Origin of the sequence: Chitinophaga parva, from assembly GCF_003071345.1 — a bacterium.
Classification (GTDB): domain Bacteria; phylum Bacteroidota; class Bacteroidia; order Chitinophagales; family Chitinophagaceae; genus Chitinophaga; species Chitinophaga parva.
Window position 1 is genome coordinate 630,789 of the sequence record NZ_QCYK01000001.1, and the last position, 14,148, is coordinate 644,936.

General features: G+C 51.8%; 14 protein-coding genes. 8 read left to right on the plus strand and 6 right to left on the minus strand.

Annotation, left to right across the window (positions count from 1 at the left end; translation table 11 throughout):
- Positions 1-154: 154 nt before the first annotated feature.
- A complete protein-coding gene (locus tag DCC81_RS02755; RefSeq protein ID WP_108685062.1) occupies positions 155-1,693 on the minus strand; it encodes a glycoside hydrolase family 10 protein in 1,539 nt (512 codons plus the stop codon).
- Positions 1,694-1,894: 201 nt separating this feature from the next.
- Entirely contained in the window at positions 1,895-2,350 is a 456-nt protein-coding gene (locus DCC81_RS02760) for a methylglyoxal synthase (protein WP_108685063.1), read from the minus strand.
- Positions 2,351-2,625: 275 nt separating this feature from the next.
- Here DCC81_RS02760 and DCC81_RS02765 point away from each other — a divergent pair, with 275 nt between their 5' ends.
- From DCC81_RS02765 to DCC81_RS02775, 3 genes are all read left to right on the plus strand, one after another.
- A complete protein-coding gene (locus DCC81_RS02765; protein WP_108685064.1) occupies positions 2,626-3,219 on the plus strand; it encodes a NifU family protein in 594 nt (197 codons plus the stop codon).
- A gap of 95 nt (positions 3,220-3,314) precedes the next feature.
- The gene (pnuC, locus tag DCC81_RS02770) at positions 3,315-3,938 is read left to right on the plus strand and encodes a nicotinamide riboside transporter PnuC (RefSeq protein WP_108685065.1); all 624 of its coding nucleotides are present in this window, start codon (positions 3,315-3,317) and stop codon (positions 3,936-3,938) included.
- A 6-nt stretch (positions 3,939-3,944) separates the two neighbouring features.
- The gene (locus DCC81_RS02775) at positions 3,945-4,472 is read left to right on the plus strand and encodes an AAA family ATPase (RefSeq protein ID WP_108685066.1); all 528 of its coding nucleotides are present in this window, start codon (positions 3,945-3,947) and stop codon (positions 4,470-4,472) included.
- A 35-nt stretch (positions 4,473-4,507) separates the two neighbouring features.
- On the opposite strand, the gene mtgA is transcribed toward DCC81_RS02775, so the two are convergent.
- On the minus strand, positions 4,508-5,224 hold the full coding sequence (gene mtgA, locus DCC81_RS02780; protein ID WP_108685067.1) for a monofunctional biosynthetic peptidoglycan transglycosylase: 717 nt from the start codon (positions 5,222-5,224) through the stop codon (positions 4,508-4,510).
- Positions 5,225-5,343: 119 nt separating this feature from the next.
- Here mtgA and DCC81_RS02785 point away from each other — a divergent pair, with 119 nt between their 5' ends.
- Positions 5,344-5,961 (plus strand): L-threonylcarbamoyladenylate synthase, encoded by a 618-nt coding sequence (locus tag DCC81_RS02785; RefSeq protein ID WP_108685068.1) that lies wholly within the window; start codon positions 5,344-5,346, stop codon positions 5,959-5,961.
- Between the two features lie 18 nt (positions 5,962-5,979).
- Positions 5,980-6,312 carry a hypothetical protein gene (locus DCC81_RS02790; RefSeq protein ID WP_108685069.1) on the plus strand — a complete coding sequence of 111 codons (333 nt, stop codon included), beginning with the start codon at positions 5,980-5,982 and terminating at the stop codon, positions 6,310-6,312.
- 52 nt (positions 6,313-6,364) lie between these two features.
- On the opposite strand, the gene DCC81_RS02795 is transcribed toward DCC81_RS02790, so the two are convergent.
- Positions 6,365-7,051: a response regulator transcription factor gene (locus DCC81_RS02795; protein ID WP_108685070.1), complete on the minus strand. Its 687-nt coding sequence runs from the start codon at positions 7,049-7,051 to the stop codon at positions 6,365-6,367.
- A gap of 11 nt (positions 7,052-7,062) precedes the next feature.
- Entirely contained in the window at positions 7,063-8,490 is a 1,428-nt protein-coding gene (locus DCC81_RS02800; protein WP_165806411.1) for a sensor histidine kinase, read from the minus strand.
- Positions 8,491-8,656: 166 nt separating this feature from the next.
- On the opposite strand from DCC81_RS02800, the gene DCC81_RS02805 reads away from it, so the two are divergent.
- Together DCC81_RS02805 and DCC81_RS02810 are read left to right on the plus strand one after the other, a co-directional pair.
- Entirely contained in the window at positions 8,657-9,403 is a 747-nt protein-coding gene (locus tag DCC81_RS02805) for a GLPGLI family protein (protein WP_165806412.1), read from the plus strand.
- A 177-nt stretch (positions 9,404-9,580) separates the two neighbouring features.
- Entirely contained in the window at positions 9,581-12,478 is a 2,898-nt protein-coding gene (locus tag DCC81_RS02810; protein WP_108685073.1) for a TonB-dependent receptor family protein, read from the plus strand.
- 99 nt (positions 12,479-12,577) lie between these two features.
- Here DCC81_RS02810 and DCC81_RS02815 read toward each other — a convergent pair whose 3' ends face one another.
- Positions 12,578-12,886, minus strand: coding sequence for a hypothetical protein (locus DCC81_RS02815; protein WP_205686248.1), 309 nt, complete (start codon positions 12,884-12,886; stop codon positions 12,578-12,580).
- A gap of 253 nt (positions 12,887-13,139) precedes the next feature.
- Between DCC81_RS02815 and DCC81_RS02820 the strand changes: the two genes are divergently transcribed.
- Positions 13,140-14,000 (plus strand): hydroxypyruvate isomerase family protein, encoded by an 861-nt coding sequence (locus DCC81_RS02820; RefSeq protein ID WP_240612875.1) that lies wholly within the window; start codon positions 13,140-13,142, stop codon positions 13,998-14,000.
- Positions 14,001-14,148: the final 148 nt, after the last annotated feature.

The window sequence follows — 14,148 nt, forward strand, 5'->3', positions numbered from 1 at the left end:
AGGGATATTTTGTCATAAAACAGGCTCATAAAGGTTTCCGCGGCTACCTCCCGGGGGGAAGATCATAAAAAAACGGCGCCGCGTACCTGCGACACCGTTGTAAATATGATGGGTTATATGAAAATACAGGGAGTTATTGGCCGAAGGCTCACTCCTATTCAAATACGAACCTGCGCCGCCCGTTTGCCTCCACTACCACCTGCAGGGGCAGGTCATGCGCACTTTCATTCTGCAGGCGGTTCAGCGCCGTTACATAATAAGTATAGTTCTTTCCTCTTTCGTAGGTGGCGTCCAGGTACACCGGGTCCGGCGCCTGTGGCACGATGGCCAGGATCTTGGAAGCGTCGTTGAAGTTTGCCGGCTCTTTGTCTGCAAAGCGGTACAGCACGTACTGCTGGGTAAGATGGGATGTATCATTGTCTTCCCAGTGGATCTCCAGGCCGTTTGGTTTCTCAAACGCGTCACTGAAGTAAGGTGCCTGTGGCACAGGATATTTTATCCAGGGCATTTCCGGGCGCAGGGCGGGGTATTTATACAAATGCGTGCGCAGGGAATCCTGTATGCCGTAAGGATTGCCGGCAAAGGATTTGGCGCTGTAGAAGATGCTACCCTGCACGGTGCCCATGGTGCGGGTGGCCTCGATCTGCTGGGGCAGTTCGTTCGGGTTTTTCCAGGGCGCGGTGGTGCCCAGTTTGTACACACCATGTCCTATGTACACGTGGCGCCCGTAGCCATGCTGGGCCCACCAGGGCAGCAGCACATCAAAGGCCACCAGGCGGTGGTTGAACTCCCAATACAGTTGTGGGGCCACATAATCTATCCATCCTTTTTTTAACCAGAGCAGCACATCCGCGTACAGGTCATCATAGTTGGTCTGCCCGCCATGGGTGTAAGAGCCTTCAAAGTCGCGGTCGTGGTTGCGCCACACACCAAAGGGACTGATGCCGAATTTCACGAAAGGCTTGATGGCCTTGATGTTGGCGCTCACGCGCTGAATGAGGGAGTCAATATTGGCGCGGCGCCAGTCGTCGCGGGCCAGGCCATGATTGTACTGGCGGTAGCTGGCATCGTCATTAAAACCGCGGCCTGGCACGGGGTATGGATAAAAGTAGTCGTCAAAATGCACGGCATCTATATCATACCGCTTCACCACGTCATTGATCACGGAAGCCACGTACTGCTGTACTTCCGGCAGCCCGGGGTCAAAGTACTTGCGCCCGTCGTAGGTGACAAACCAGGTGGGGCGCAGGCGGGTGATGTGGCCGGGGGACACGTTGCCATTGGCATTCATGGCGGCGCGGTAGGGATTGAACCACGCGTGAAATTCCATGCCCCGCTTGTGGGCTTCTTCTATCATGAAGGCCAGCGGGTCGTAATATGGATTGGGTGCCTGGCCCTGGTAGCCGGTAAGGTACTCAGACCATGGCTCCAGTTGCGACAGGTAAAACGCATCCGCAGCGGGGCGGATCTGCACCACCACGGCATTGAAACCATTATTCTTAAACTGGTCCAGCAGGTTGATAAACTCCTGTTGTTGCTGGTAGCTGGAGAGATATTTGGAAGAAGGCCAATCAATATTGGCTACGGTGGCTATCCACACAGCCCGCAGTTCCCGTTTGGGCGATACCTGCCCCCAAGCCGCACCCACACTGATCCATAGGAAAATAACAATAGCCAGAAAATGCTTCACCATTCAACGATACTTTAACCGTAAAGAAACCTGTAAAACTGCGAAAATAGTAAAGTAGGCGGTACAATGTACAGTGTACAAGATACAATATACCGCGGAGGTGCCTGCAAATCAAAGGCCGGAAGGATCACTTCCGGCCTTTCATAGACCCGCTCACGCCACGGGGGATCAATGCCGAAAACCAGTCATTGTACCTTATATTGTCTATTTCACCTTCCTGGAAATATACTGCGAGTAGTCCGGCAGCTGTACTTCATAAGGCTCATGCATGAGCGGGGAAGTGAGCAGGAAATCAGCGGTGGCACGGTTACACGCCACGGGAATGTTCCATACGGCGCCGAGGCGCAGCAGGGCTTTGATATCCGGGTCGTGGGGCAGTGATTCCATGGGGTCCCAGAAAAAGATCACCACGTCGATGGCGCCTTCGGCCACCATGGCGCCTATTTGCTGGTCGCCCCCAAGCGGGCCGCTGAGCAGCTTTCGTACGGGTACGTCCAATGTTTCTTCGATGAGTTTGCCGGTAGTGCCGGTGGCGTACAGCTCGTGGCGTACCAGCACCGTTTTGTTGTACACGGCCCACTCCAGCAGTTCTGCTTTCTTGTGGTCATGCGCTATGAGGGCTACCCGCTTGCGGGGCTGTAAATGTTTGGTATTGGACATTCGCTAGTGTGTTTGTGCTGCAAAATAAGGAGGTAAATCCGCGTTAAGAAATAATAATATATCATAATGTGTTTGTGTAAATCCCTGTCACCGCCTGGTTTAGGACGGCGCAGGGGAAAGAGGGACGCCGGCCTGCAAGGGAATAGTATTGCCAGAATCTATCTTGTAAAAAATGGGATAGACCGTGCTTATAATAAAATTGTAATTTTCGCCGGGCACGGGCGCACAAGCCCGTGAAAGTTTGCTACCTTTGGAAGGCAAAACTGTGTGTTATCATGATTAAAACAGGAAATCCGATCATCAGCATTTATACGGAGATGACGCCCAACCCTGAAACGTTGAAGTTTGTGGCGAATAAATTATTGTACCCTGGCAAAAGCATTGATTTTCAGGACGAAGCTGCTGCCAAACCCTCCCCGCTGGCTACAGAGCTTTTCAGCTTTCCCTTCATAAAAGGCGTATTTATCATGGCTAACTTTGTTACCCTGACCAAAACGCCGGATACGGATTGGAATGACATTATTCCTACCATCCGCACTTTCCTCAAAGATTACCTGGAGGAAAACCGCCCGGTGATCAATGAAGACGAAGTGCCGGTAAAAGCAGCCGGTGGCAACGTCATCAGCGCAGACGATACCGACGTGGTACAGCGCATCAAGGCCCTGCTGGAAGATCACGTGAAACCGGCCGTGGAAATGGATGGTGGCGCAATCCAGTTCAAAAACTACGACAATGGTGTGGTGACCGTAATGCTGCAGGGTTCCTGCTCCGGTTGCCCCTCTTCCATGATCACGCTGAAGGCCGGCATTGAAGGCATGATGAAGCGTATGATCCCCGAGGTGACCGAAGTAGTGGCCGAAGCGGAATAATTTACGTCGCACACTGTTGAAAAAATAATAATAAGGAAGCACAACCTGCGCAGCGCGGGTTGTGCTTTTTTGTGCGCTTACGCTACCTTTACCGCATGAATTTTCAGTCCTTTGTACAGGGCATGCTGGCAGAAGGCGCCCACATGAAGCCTTTGGAGGTGGTAGGGGTGGTCTTTGGCGTGCTGAGTGTATTGTATTCCAACTGGAACAAGATCTACGTATACCCGACCGGGTTAGTCAGCACGGGCATTTACATTTATCTCTTCATTGCCGGCGGCCTGTATGCCGATGCGGGTCTGAATGGTTATTACTTTGTAATGAGCGTATACGGCTGGTACCACTGGAGCCGGAAAGATGCGGCCCGGCACCATACGCCGGTGAGCCACACCACGCGCCCGGAGCTGGTTACCGCCATCCTGATAGCGGCCATCGGGTGGGGCGTCATCTATTTGCTGCTGCGCTTTGCTACCGATTCCACGGTGCCGGTGTTTGATGCTTTTGTATCGGCCACGGCCTGCAGCGGCATGTGGCTGCTGGCCCGGCGCAAAGTGGAAAACTGGCTGCTGCTGAATATTTCCAACCTGGCGGCAGTGCCCCTGCTGATCTATAAACATTATTATCTTACGGCAGCCCTTACCGTGTTCCTCTTTGTGGTGGCCTGTTTTGGCTATGTAAACTGGAAACGGATCGCGGCCCGCGAAGCGGCATTGCCGTCATAAATACCCATGCAGAAAATTGTGATCATCGGCCCTGAGAGCACGGGCAAAAGTACGCTCAGTGAACAACTGGCCGCCCACTACAACACGTTGTGGGTGCCGGAGCACGCCCGCGCCTACCTTCACCAGCTGGGCCGGCCCTATGAAGAGGCAGACCTGTATGAAATTGCCAAAGGCCAGCTGGCAGCGGAAGACGCCGCGGCGGCCAGTGCTCCCCGTCCGTTCATTTTTTGTGATACAGACCTGCACGTGATTCGGGTGTGGAGTGAGCACAGCTTCCTCCGCTGTGATCCCCGCATCCTGGAAACCATTGCCTCCCGCCGCTACGACCTGTACCTGCTCACCTACATTGACATTCCCTGGGAAGAAGATCCCCTGCGTGAGCACAGTGATCCGCAGATGCGCCAGTATTTTTACAACAACTACCGCGATGTGGTGGTGAACGCAGGACTGCCCTGGGCCGATATCCGCGGCGGTTTCGATGAGCGGCTGAAGCGCGGCATTGCCGCGGTGGATAGGCTTTTGAAGGGCGCATAAAAAAGGCAGCGGGGACGCTGCCGGTATATAAAAAATTATTTCTTCCTGCTTTCCACCAGCGCTGCAATATCCGGGTCCGACGCAATGTACCGCATCTGCGTGAGCGTATGCCGCTGGTACCAGATGGTGATCTTTGCCGGGGGCACCACCGTAAACTTCACCGGGTTTGATAAACACCCCGCGATCATCGCCGCCTGCTCCCGCGAAAGCGAAGCTGCCGGGATATGGTAGTACTGCTGTGCCGCCGCCTCCATGCCATAAATGCCATCGCCGGTTTGTGCCACGTTCAGGTACATTTCCAGGATGCGCTGCTTGCCCCAGACCTTTTCTATCATAAAGGTGAAGTACACTTCCAGTCCCTTGCGGAACCAGCCCCCGTGCTGCCAGAGGAACACGTTCTTGGCCACCTGCTGGCTGATGGTGCTGGCACCATGGATCTTGGTACTTTTCTGGTTATGTTTCATGGCCTTTTCGATCGACTTGAAGTCGAACCCGTTGTGGTCCGGGAAGAGCTGGTCTTCCTTGGCGATCACGGCCAGTTTGGCGTATTCGGAAATATGATCATAGTCCACCCACTGGTAGTGGAATTCCTTATCCTTTGGCAGATGCAGGCGGTTATCCAGCATGGTGAGCGTGAAAGGCGGATGTATCCACTTCAGTAAAAAGATGTACAGAAACTGACCCACAAACAACACCAGCAGTACAATCCTCAGTTTTCGCCAGGTTCTTGGCACAATGCCTTTTAAGTTCATGCAGTAGGTTTTCAAAAAAGTGCGGAAAGATAACAAGAATATCGGGACCCACTAAATATATAGTATTATTTCCGTATTTATTAACAAAGCCATGGCACGGAAATAGCGTAAATTTGACTATGCTTTTAGAACTGCATCCACAAAATCCCAATCCCCGTAACCTGAAGCAGGTAATTGAATGCCTCCGCGATGGCGGGGTGATCATCTATCCTACGGACACGGTGTACGGCATGGGCTGCGATATCTTCCAGCACAAGGCCGTGGAGCGCATTTGCCGCATCAAGAACATTGATCCCCGCAAGGCGCATTTTTCCTTCATCTGCCACGATCTCAGCCATCTCTCCGACTATACGAAAAGTGTGGATACGCCCATCTTCCGCATCCTCAAGCGTGCGCTGCCAGGGCCTTACACGTTTATCCTGCCGGCCAGCCGCCAGGTGCCCAAGATCATTAAAACAAAAAAAGACACCGTGGGTATCCGTGTGCCGGACAATGTGATCTGCCAAAGCATTGTAGGGGAACTGGGCAACCCGCTGATGAGCACCAGCTTGCCGGTGGATAAATACATTGAAGAGTACACGGATCCGGAGATCATCCATGAAAAATTTGGCCACCTGGTAGACATCGTGGTGAATGGGGGTACCGGCGGTATGGAGTTTTCCACCGTGATAGACTGCACCAGCGGGGAACCGGAACTGGTGCGCGAAGGCCTGGGCAGCTGGGAAGCCATTGCATAACAAACGAATGAAAGGACAATGAAACAGTGCGGTATTATTTTGATGTTGTGTCTCTGCCTTGGCCACCTGGCCAAAGCACAGCAGGGCCTTACCTGGAAACCGTTAGACAGGGAATTCCAGGTTTCCATTTCTCCAAAACAACAAGCATGGGTTCCGTTTAAACAGACGAGCGAGGTGAAACCCGCGCCGGTGGCGGGTTATATCGTAAACGAGCCGATGGCGGACCGCTATTACCAGCAGTGCTTCGGCTTTTTTTGCAAGCGGGAATGGGAGCTGCAACAAAAAGTGCATATTCCGGTGAAGCTGCGGTTAGGCACCTACCAGCTTACCCGGGTGCAGGAAGGATATTAATAAAGAACTTTCGATTTCAATTTCCAAAGAACAGTGGCATGAAGGGCCCCTTCTAAAAGATCAGTTTATATCCTACCCCGCGGATGTTCACGATCTGTACGCGCGGATCTTCTTTCAGGTAGCGGCGCAGTTTTGTGATGAACACGTCCATGCTGCGGGCATTGAAGAAATTATCATCTCCCCAGAGGTCCAGCAGTACTTTTTTACGTTCCATGATCTCGTTCTTATTTTCATACAGGCGGCGCAGGATCTCTGCTTCGCGGTGCGACAAAAACTCTGAAACGTTGTTGCGGGTGAGGGTTTGCTTGGTGTAGTTGAAGGCATACTGGCCAATGATCACCGTGCCATCATCTGCATCCGGCGGGGGCATGGTCTCGTTATAGCGTTGCAGCAGGGACTTGATGCGCACGATCAGTTCATCCATGCTGAAAGGCTTCTTCAGATAATCATTGCCCCCTACTTCAAAACCTTTCACCACATCGGCGGTTTGCGACTTGGCCGTGAGGAAAATGATAGGCGTGAATTTATCTTCCCTGCGGATCTCCTGAGTAAGTGAAAACCCGTCCATATTGGGCATCATGATGTCCACCACCACTACATCTGGCTTGTGTTCCTTGTAGAGCGTAAGGCCCTCGCGACCATCTGTTGCGTAGAGCATTTCAAAGCCCCGCATTTCCAGGCTGTCTTTCACGATCTGTCCCAGTTGCCATTCGTCTTCTACCAGTAATACTTTTGACATAATAGTTATTTTTAGTTAACGGGTATCCGGATAATAAATTCGCTGCCTTTGCCAATCTCGCTTTGCAGCAGGATGGTGCCGCCATGCATTTCCACTACCTTCTTTACATAACTCAGGCCCAGGCCAAAGCCTTTTACTTTATGGAGGTTGCCGGTAGGTACCCGGAAAAATTTATCGAATACGTTTTCCTGGTAATTACGGGGAATGCCAATGCCATTGTCTGTCACCCTCAGTTCCAGGAAGCCCTTGTCTATGCGGGCATTCAGCCGGATGTCCACCGCGTCCCCACTGTATTTGATGGCATTGTCCACCAGGTTGCTCACGGCATTGGCCAGGTGGGTGCGGTCTACCATCACACGGCGGTCGCCTACCTGGTTATCAAAGGTGAATTTCACCTCCTTGCTGGACACCATCTCGTAGTTATTCAGCATGGTTTCTATCAGTTCACCCAGGGCGGTGGGCTCTTTGAACAGTTCAATTTCTTCTTTCTCTTCTGCCGCTATCTGCAGTACTTTTTCCACGAGGTCAGAAAGGCGGGAAAGTTCCTGTTTGGAAATGCTCAGGTAGTTCTCTGTTTTGCGCGTATCATTGAGCGCGTTGAAGTTCTGCATGGCCTCTACCGCCGCAGATACCGTAGCAATGGGCGTTTTCAGCTCATGCGTCATATTGTTGATAAAGTCGTTCTTTACTTCAGAGAGCTTCTTTTGTTTGAGGATAGTTTGCAGCATGTACACAAAACCAGCTGTGGTAAGGATCACCAGCACCAGGGAGCTCACGATAGCCCAGAGCATCTTGTGCATCACGTACCCAAAGGTCTCTTCAAAGCTGGCCTGTACAAAGGTGCTGCTCAGGGGTGTGAGCGGGGTTTTGAAGGTCTTGGCAGGAGCGCTGCGGCGGATGCTGTCGCGGAAGGCAGGATTGAGCCGGTCGTACCCTTTCAGGGAAATGTGGTAAGTATCCAGGCGGTAAGGTGCAAAGATGTCGCGGCTGTGCAGCTCCGTCCTCAGGATGGAGTCCAGGCGGATCAGGTTAATGCTGTCGCTGTACAGGCGGTTGAGGATGAGCAGTTCAGCGATCTGGCGGGCCATGGTATCGGCATACACACGGGACAGGGAGTCCGTGGAGAGCTGCATGCTGGTGGTGTCCATGTTGTCGTCCAGGATAGGCTTGCGGATCATGCCCAGGGAGTGGCGCAGGTCCTTGTAGCGGTTAAAGTCGGAGGTAGACAGGCGTACGCGCAGGTGTTTATCTGCGGTCACGGAATCATGCAGGCTGCTGACGTTGTTGCGGATATCTACAAACTGCTTTTTGAACACGGCACTGCGCAGGGCGTCGTTCACTTCGTGGTTGAACTGGTCCATGCGCATCCGGTAGGAATTATACAGCCAGTAGCCCTGGAACAGGTAAATGCCCAGGATGCAACTGCACATCAGTAACATGATATTTCTTATCCTTTGCCGCATGTTTATCAAGTGGTGCCTGCAAAACTACCGGATTCCCGCTTTGGCCCCGGATTGCCTTAACAGTAATTAACAATAAATAATAATGATTAACGGATATAAATTCTACCGAAAGAAGAACTTTGATCCAGCAAAAAAGCATCCCATGCATAAGTTCGCAAAAATTCTGATTGGTGCCGCAATGGCACTGCCTTTTGGCCAGGTAGCCCTGGCCCAGTCCACAGGTGTGATCGACTATGACGTTACCATGGAAATGGATCGTCGGTTTGGTCCCGGTGGCAGTAATGGTTTTGGCCAGCAGGGTGGCGGAGAGCCGGGCGCTCCCCCGCAGGTAGTGAATTTTACCCAGCACTTTACTTTTACCTCGGGCATGGGCAAGGTAGACGTGGACCGGCCCAACTTCCGTGGCCGTGGCGGTAATTTCCAGCCTCCCTTCAGTAACACTACCTACGTGGATATGACCCACAAAAAAACCTTGCAGGTGGTAACTGAAAATGATGGCGACAAGAAGAGCTACTACACAGAAGAAGACTTTGTAACCCCCACCAGTGTGGACACATCGTCTGAGAAGACTAAGAAAATTGCAGGCTATAATTGTAAAAAAGCCGTGATCAAACTGCGCGATGAAAACTTCACGGTGTGGTACACCCGCGATCTGCCGGGCCTCAATTACTCCCCTGTAAATGGCCTGATACCCGGTAACGGCGTGGTACTGAGCGCAGAAAGCGACAAACGTTCCTTCGTGGCCAGCAAAGTGGCCCTGAAACCCGTAGAAGATGCCACGGTGGCCCTGCCAGCCGGCGCAACGAAGATCAGCCAGGATGAAATGCGTGAAAAACGCCGCGAGGCCATGCAGAAGATCAGAGAACAGCGTCAACAACAACAGCAATAGCCAAAGACTTATTACCTGCGCCAGCTGTCCCGCTGCTGGCGCAGTTTTCCCTCCCCTACCACACAGAATTCGCGGAACGGCCAAAGCGCAGGATAGCCGGTTACAAGCAACCCTTTTCCCGCTGTATCTTTCGGCCAGGCTTATGTTTCCTACCAACCAAAATTCGCTTCCTCCAACATGAAAAAAATCGCGCTGATTATTAGTTGCGTGCTTTGTGCCGCCGTGTCCTTTGGTCAAACCCAGGTCAAGGGAAAACTGGTGGATAAAGACTCCAAAGAGCCAATGCCTGCCGCCGCTGTGGCCCTTTTGAAGAGTTCCGACTCGTCTGTGGTGCAAACGGCCATCACTGACAACAATGGTAATTTTACGATGAGTGGCATGGGCAATGGCAGCTTTCGCATATTTGTGACCTTTCTTGGTTACAAGCCCATTTACCGCGCCATTACTATCTCGTCTGATAAACCCCAGCAGGACCTGGGCACGGTGAATATATCCCGCAAAGGCCTTGCGCTCAATGAAGTGGAGATCGTGCAGGAAAAGCCTCCGGTGGTAGTAAAGCAGGATACCCTTGAGTTTAACGCCGGCTCCTTCAAAACCCGTGAGAACGCCATGGTGGAAGATCTGGTGAAAAAGCTGCCCGGCGTGCAGGTGGATAAGGACGGTACTGTTACGGCCCAGGGCCAGCAGGTAACCCGCGTGCTGGTGGATGGTAAGCCGTTCTTTGGTACAGACCCCAAGATGGCCACCAAGAACCTGCCGGCAGATATCGTGGATAAAGTGCAGATCATAGACCGTAAGTCTGACCAGGCGCAGTTTACCGGCATAGACGATGGTAACATTGAAAAGGCGATCAACATTGTATTGAAACCGGAAAAGCGCAAAGGATATTTTGGCCGCGCACAGGCCGGCTATGGTACAGATGATCACTTCATGGCCAACGTTACGGCCAACCGGTTCCGGGAAAACCAGCAGTTGTCTTTCCTGGGCGGTGGTAATAACGTAAATAACCTGGGCTATACGCCCCAGGATGTGTTTAACTTCACTAATGGCAACGGAAGTGGCGGCCGTGGTGGGTTTGGCGGCAGTGTGCGTTCCGGCTCCGTAAATGCGGGCGGCCTTTCCATCGGCTCCGGTGGCTCGGGCATTACCCGCAACTGGAACGGGGGCCTGAACTTTAACCAGGACTTCAACACGAAATTGAAATTAAACGCCAGCTATTTCTATAACGACAGCAAGACCAATACCGCTCAAACCAGCAGTACCCAGTACTTCCTGAAGGACGAGAACGGGAAAGACAGTTCTTACTTTTACGATGCAAAGAACAAGGGTCTCAATGAGAATGCCAACCACCGGGTGGACATGCGCCTGGAATATGCGCCAGACTCTATGAACTCCGTGATCTTTACGCCTACCTTCACCTACAACAAGGCCCACAACGAAAACGATAACACTTACCAGTCTTTCGATACCAGCCACACCAGGCTGCTGAACGGGGGGGCGGTGAACAATATCAATGAGGGCACCTCGCCTAATATTTCCGGCAACCTGTTGTTCCGTCACCGCTTTGCCAAGCAGGGTCGTACCTTCAGTGCCAACTTTTCCGGTGGCTACAATACCAATGACCGTACGGCGCTCAATCTCTCCAACAACCAGTATATCCTCAAAAGCGGGGATTATGCTTACGATACCATCCAGCAGCGCAACATCCAGCACAGTGAAAATAACAATGAAGGCGTAAGGCTGAATTATACGGAGCCCATTTTCAAGAACCGTTACCTGGAGCTGGCGTATAATTATAACACCAGCCATAACGTATCGAGCCGCAATACCTTTGATTATAATCCTGCTTCCGGCAATTATGATCTTCATAACGACAGCCTGAGTAACGCTTTTGACAACACCACCACCACGCAGATGGGAAGCCTGAATATCCGCACCCAGAAGCTGAAATATGGCTATACCATCGGTATCAGCGTGCAGGAAAATGACCAGCAGAGCCGGAACGTGACCAAAGACAGCACCGTGCACCTGCGGACGGTGAATTTCTTCCCGGTAGCCTTGTTCAACTACAACTTTGCAAAGGGTAAACGCTTCCAGTTCACCTACCGTGGCAGTACCACGCAGCCCACGCTCTCCCAGTTGCAACCCGTGCCGGACAACAGCAATCCGCAGTATATCCAGCTAGGCAACCCGGACCTGAAGCCCACCTTCACCCATACCATCCAGGCACGTTACAACTCGTTCAACCAGGTAACGATGAGCGGCTTTTTCTCTAACGTAAATGCTACTTTCAACCAGAACCAGATCGTGAGCAAAACGGTGAACGATGGCCAGGGCCGGCAGATCTCCCAGCCGGTGAATGTGAATGGTAACTATAACCTGAGCGGGTTTATGACCAACATTATACCGGTAAAAGGCCTGGAACAGAGCCACCTGAACCTGAGCACGAACGCCAGCTACGGACAAAACCACTCTTTTGCCGGCAACGTTGTGGCAAACGGTGCAACGATACCCAACGAAGCTGCGCTTTCCACCACCAAGACCATGAACCTGAAGGAGAATGTACGTTTTGACTGGTCTTACAAGGAGCTGTTTGACTTCTTCACTTCCGGCAGCGTTAACTGGAACAATACCGCCAGCACCCTGCAGAATGCCACCAATTATTTTGACTACGAGTTCACTTTTGATTTTAACGTAAACCTTCCGCTGGGCTTCATCATTGGCAGTGACGTGGATTACACGGTGACCACCGGGCGCTCTGCCGGGTATAACCAGCATATCACGATGCTGAACGGGTTCGTTTCCAAAAGTGTATTTAAGAAGAAGCAGGGACTGATAAAGCTGCAGGGCTTTGACCTGTTGCGCCAGAATGTGAGCATCAGCCGTACGGTGAATGAAAACTACATCCAGGATGTGAACAACATGGTACTGCAGCGCTACTTCATGATCAGCTTTACCTACTTCCTCAATAAGTTTGGACAGCAGCAGCAGTCACAAGGCCCCCGTGGCCCCGGTGGCCGTGGCATGGGTTTCCCCGGTGGGGGCGGCTTCCGCAGGGGCGGCGGTATGATGTAAAAAAAAGCTGCACGCTGGTATCAGCGTGCAGCTTTTGAAAATAAACAATGCAATTCTCCTTGCGGGAAGAAAGGTATATGATGAGTAAAGAAGATTCGTTTATTGAGCCACGGTAGCCAGTTTGCGGGTTGAAACCGCCCTGCGCGTATTCACCATCCGCTGCACGGCCCAGGCCAGGGTATAACACGGGATGATGTCCGTACCGGGAAACAATTCCTCCATGAAATTAAAGACGCTGCCAAATGCGGCAAAAGCATTGCGCCCAAACATGAAATAAAACACCAGTGCCGATAAGGGAGCCCACACTACATCGGTAACTTCACCTACCGCCGGAAACGCATAACTGGCGCACCCGATCAGGTCCATAATGATGCAAACGGTTAAATTCGGAGTAATTTTCTTTCCCATACCTACCTCACTTTTTTGGGATTAAAACAAATAGCTTACCAAAATTTAAACGTGCAGTGATGCCGCTTTGTTACGCCATCCCGCCGGAAAGCCCGTTCCCGGGCCGGGGCGTTCATTTTCAGTTAATTAAATGTCCAGGGCTTTTGCCGGCTGCCACCCGGTTATCAATGAAATAGATGAATCATAAATAATTTCTATTAAATTCACCTTTACTTAATAGCACGTTATGCCAGAAAATCATTCCCGGAGACAAATGCTCAAACAGGCTGCCACCGTAGCATTGGCAGTTACTTCGCTGCCTTCCCTGGCCGCATCCGTATCATGTACAGAAACAACCGATATGCTGAAAGGAAACATCCACCACTCGGCCTGCGCCTGGTGTTACAGTTCCATCCCACTGGATGACATGTGCAAGGCGTTTAAGGCCATGGGCCTGGAAGCCATAGACCTGCTGGACCCTCCCCAGTTTGCCACCGCCCACAAATATGGGCTGGATTGTGGCATTGTGGCCAGCATCAATAAGGATTGGGACATTTACCGGGGCTGGAACCGCCCGGAACATCACGATCCGCTGGTGGAATACTACCAGCATATGATCGATGAAACAGCCAATGCCGGGTTTAAGAACCTGATCTGTTTTTCCGGCGCCCGTAAAGGCCTGAATGATGAACAGGGCATGGACAACTGCGCCACGGGCCTGAAACGCATCATGTCTTACGCAGAAAAGAAAAAAGTGACCATCGTGATGGAGTTGCTGAACAGCAAGATAGACCACCACGATTACCAGTGCGATCATACCGCCTGGGGCGTGGAACTGGCCAAGAAGATAGGCTCCGAGCGCTTTAAACTGCTCTACGATATTTACCATATGCAGATCATGGAAGGAGACGTGATCCGCACCATCACGGACAACCACCAGTACATTGCCCATTACCACACCGGCGGGGTGCCCGGCCGTCATGAAATTGACGATACCCAGGAAACCTTCTACCCGGCAGTGATGCGCGCCATCGTGGCCACCGGCTACAAAGGCTACGTGGCCCAGGAATTTATCCCCACGGAAAAAGATAAACTGGCTGCGCTGAAAAGATGTGTGAAGATCTGTGACGTGTAAAAATTGTACAGATGCCCAGGCCTGCCTTATTGGGCTTAAGTTAATGGGAAACGCTGGTTGTTTGGCAACCAGCGTTTTTTTATCCGCCGGTATCCTACAGATAAAGAGGACCTTGTTCACAGTACATTGTACAATTCCCCCTACCTTT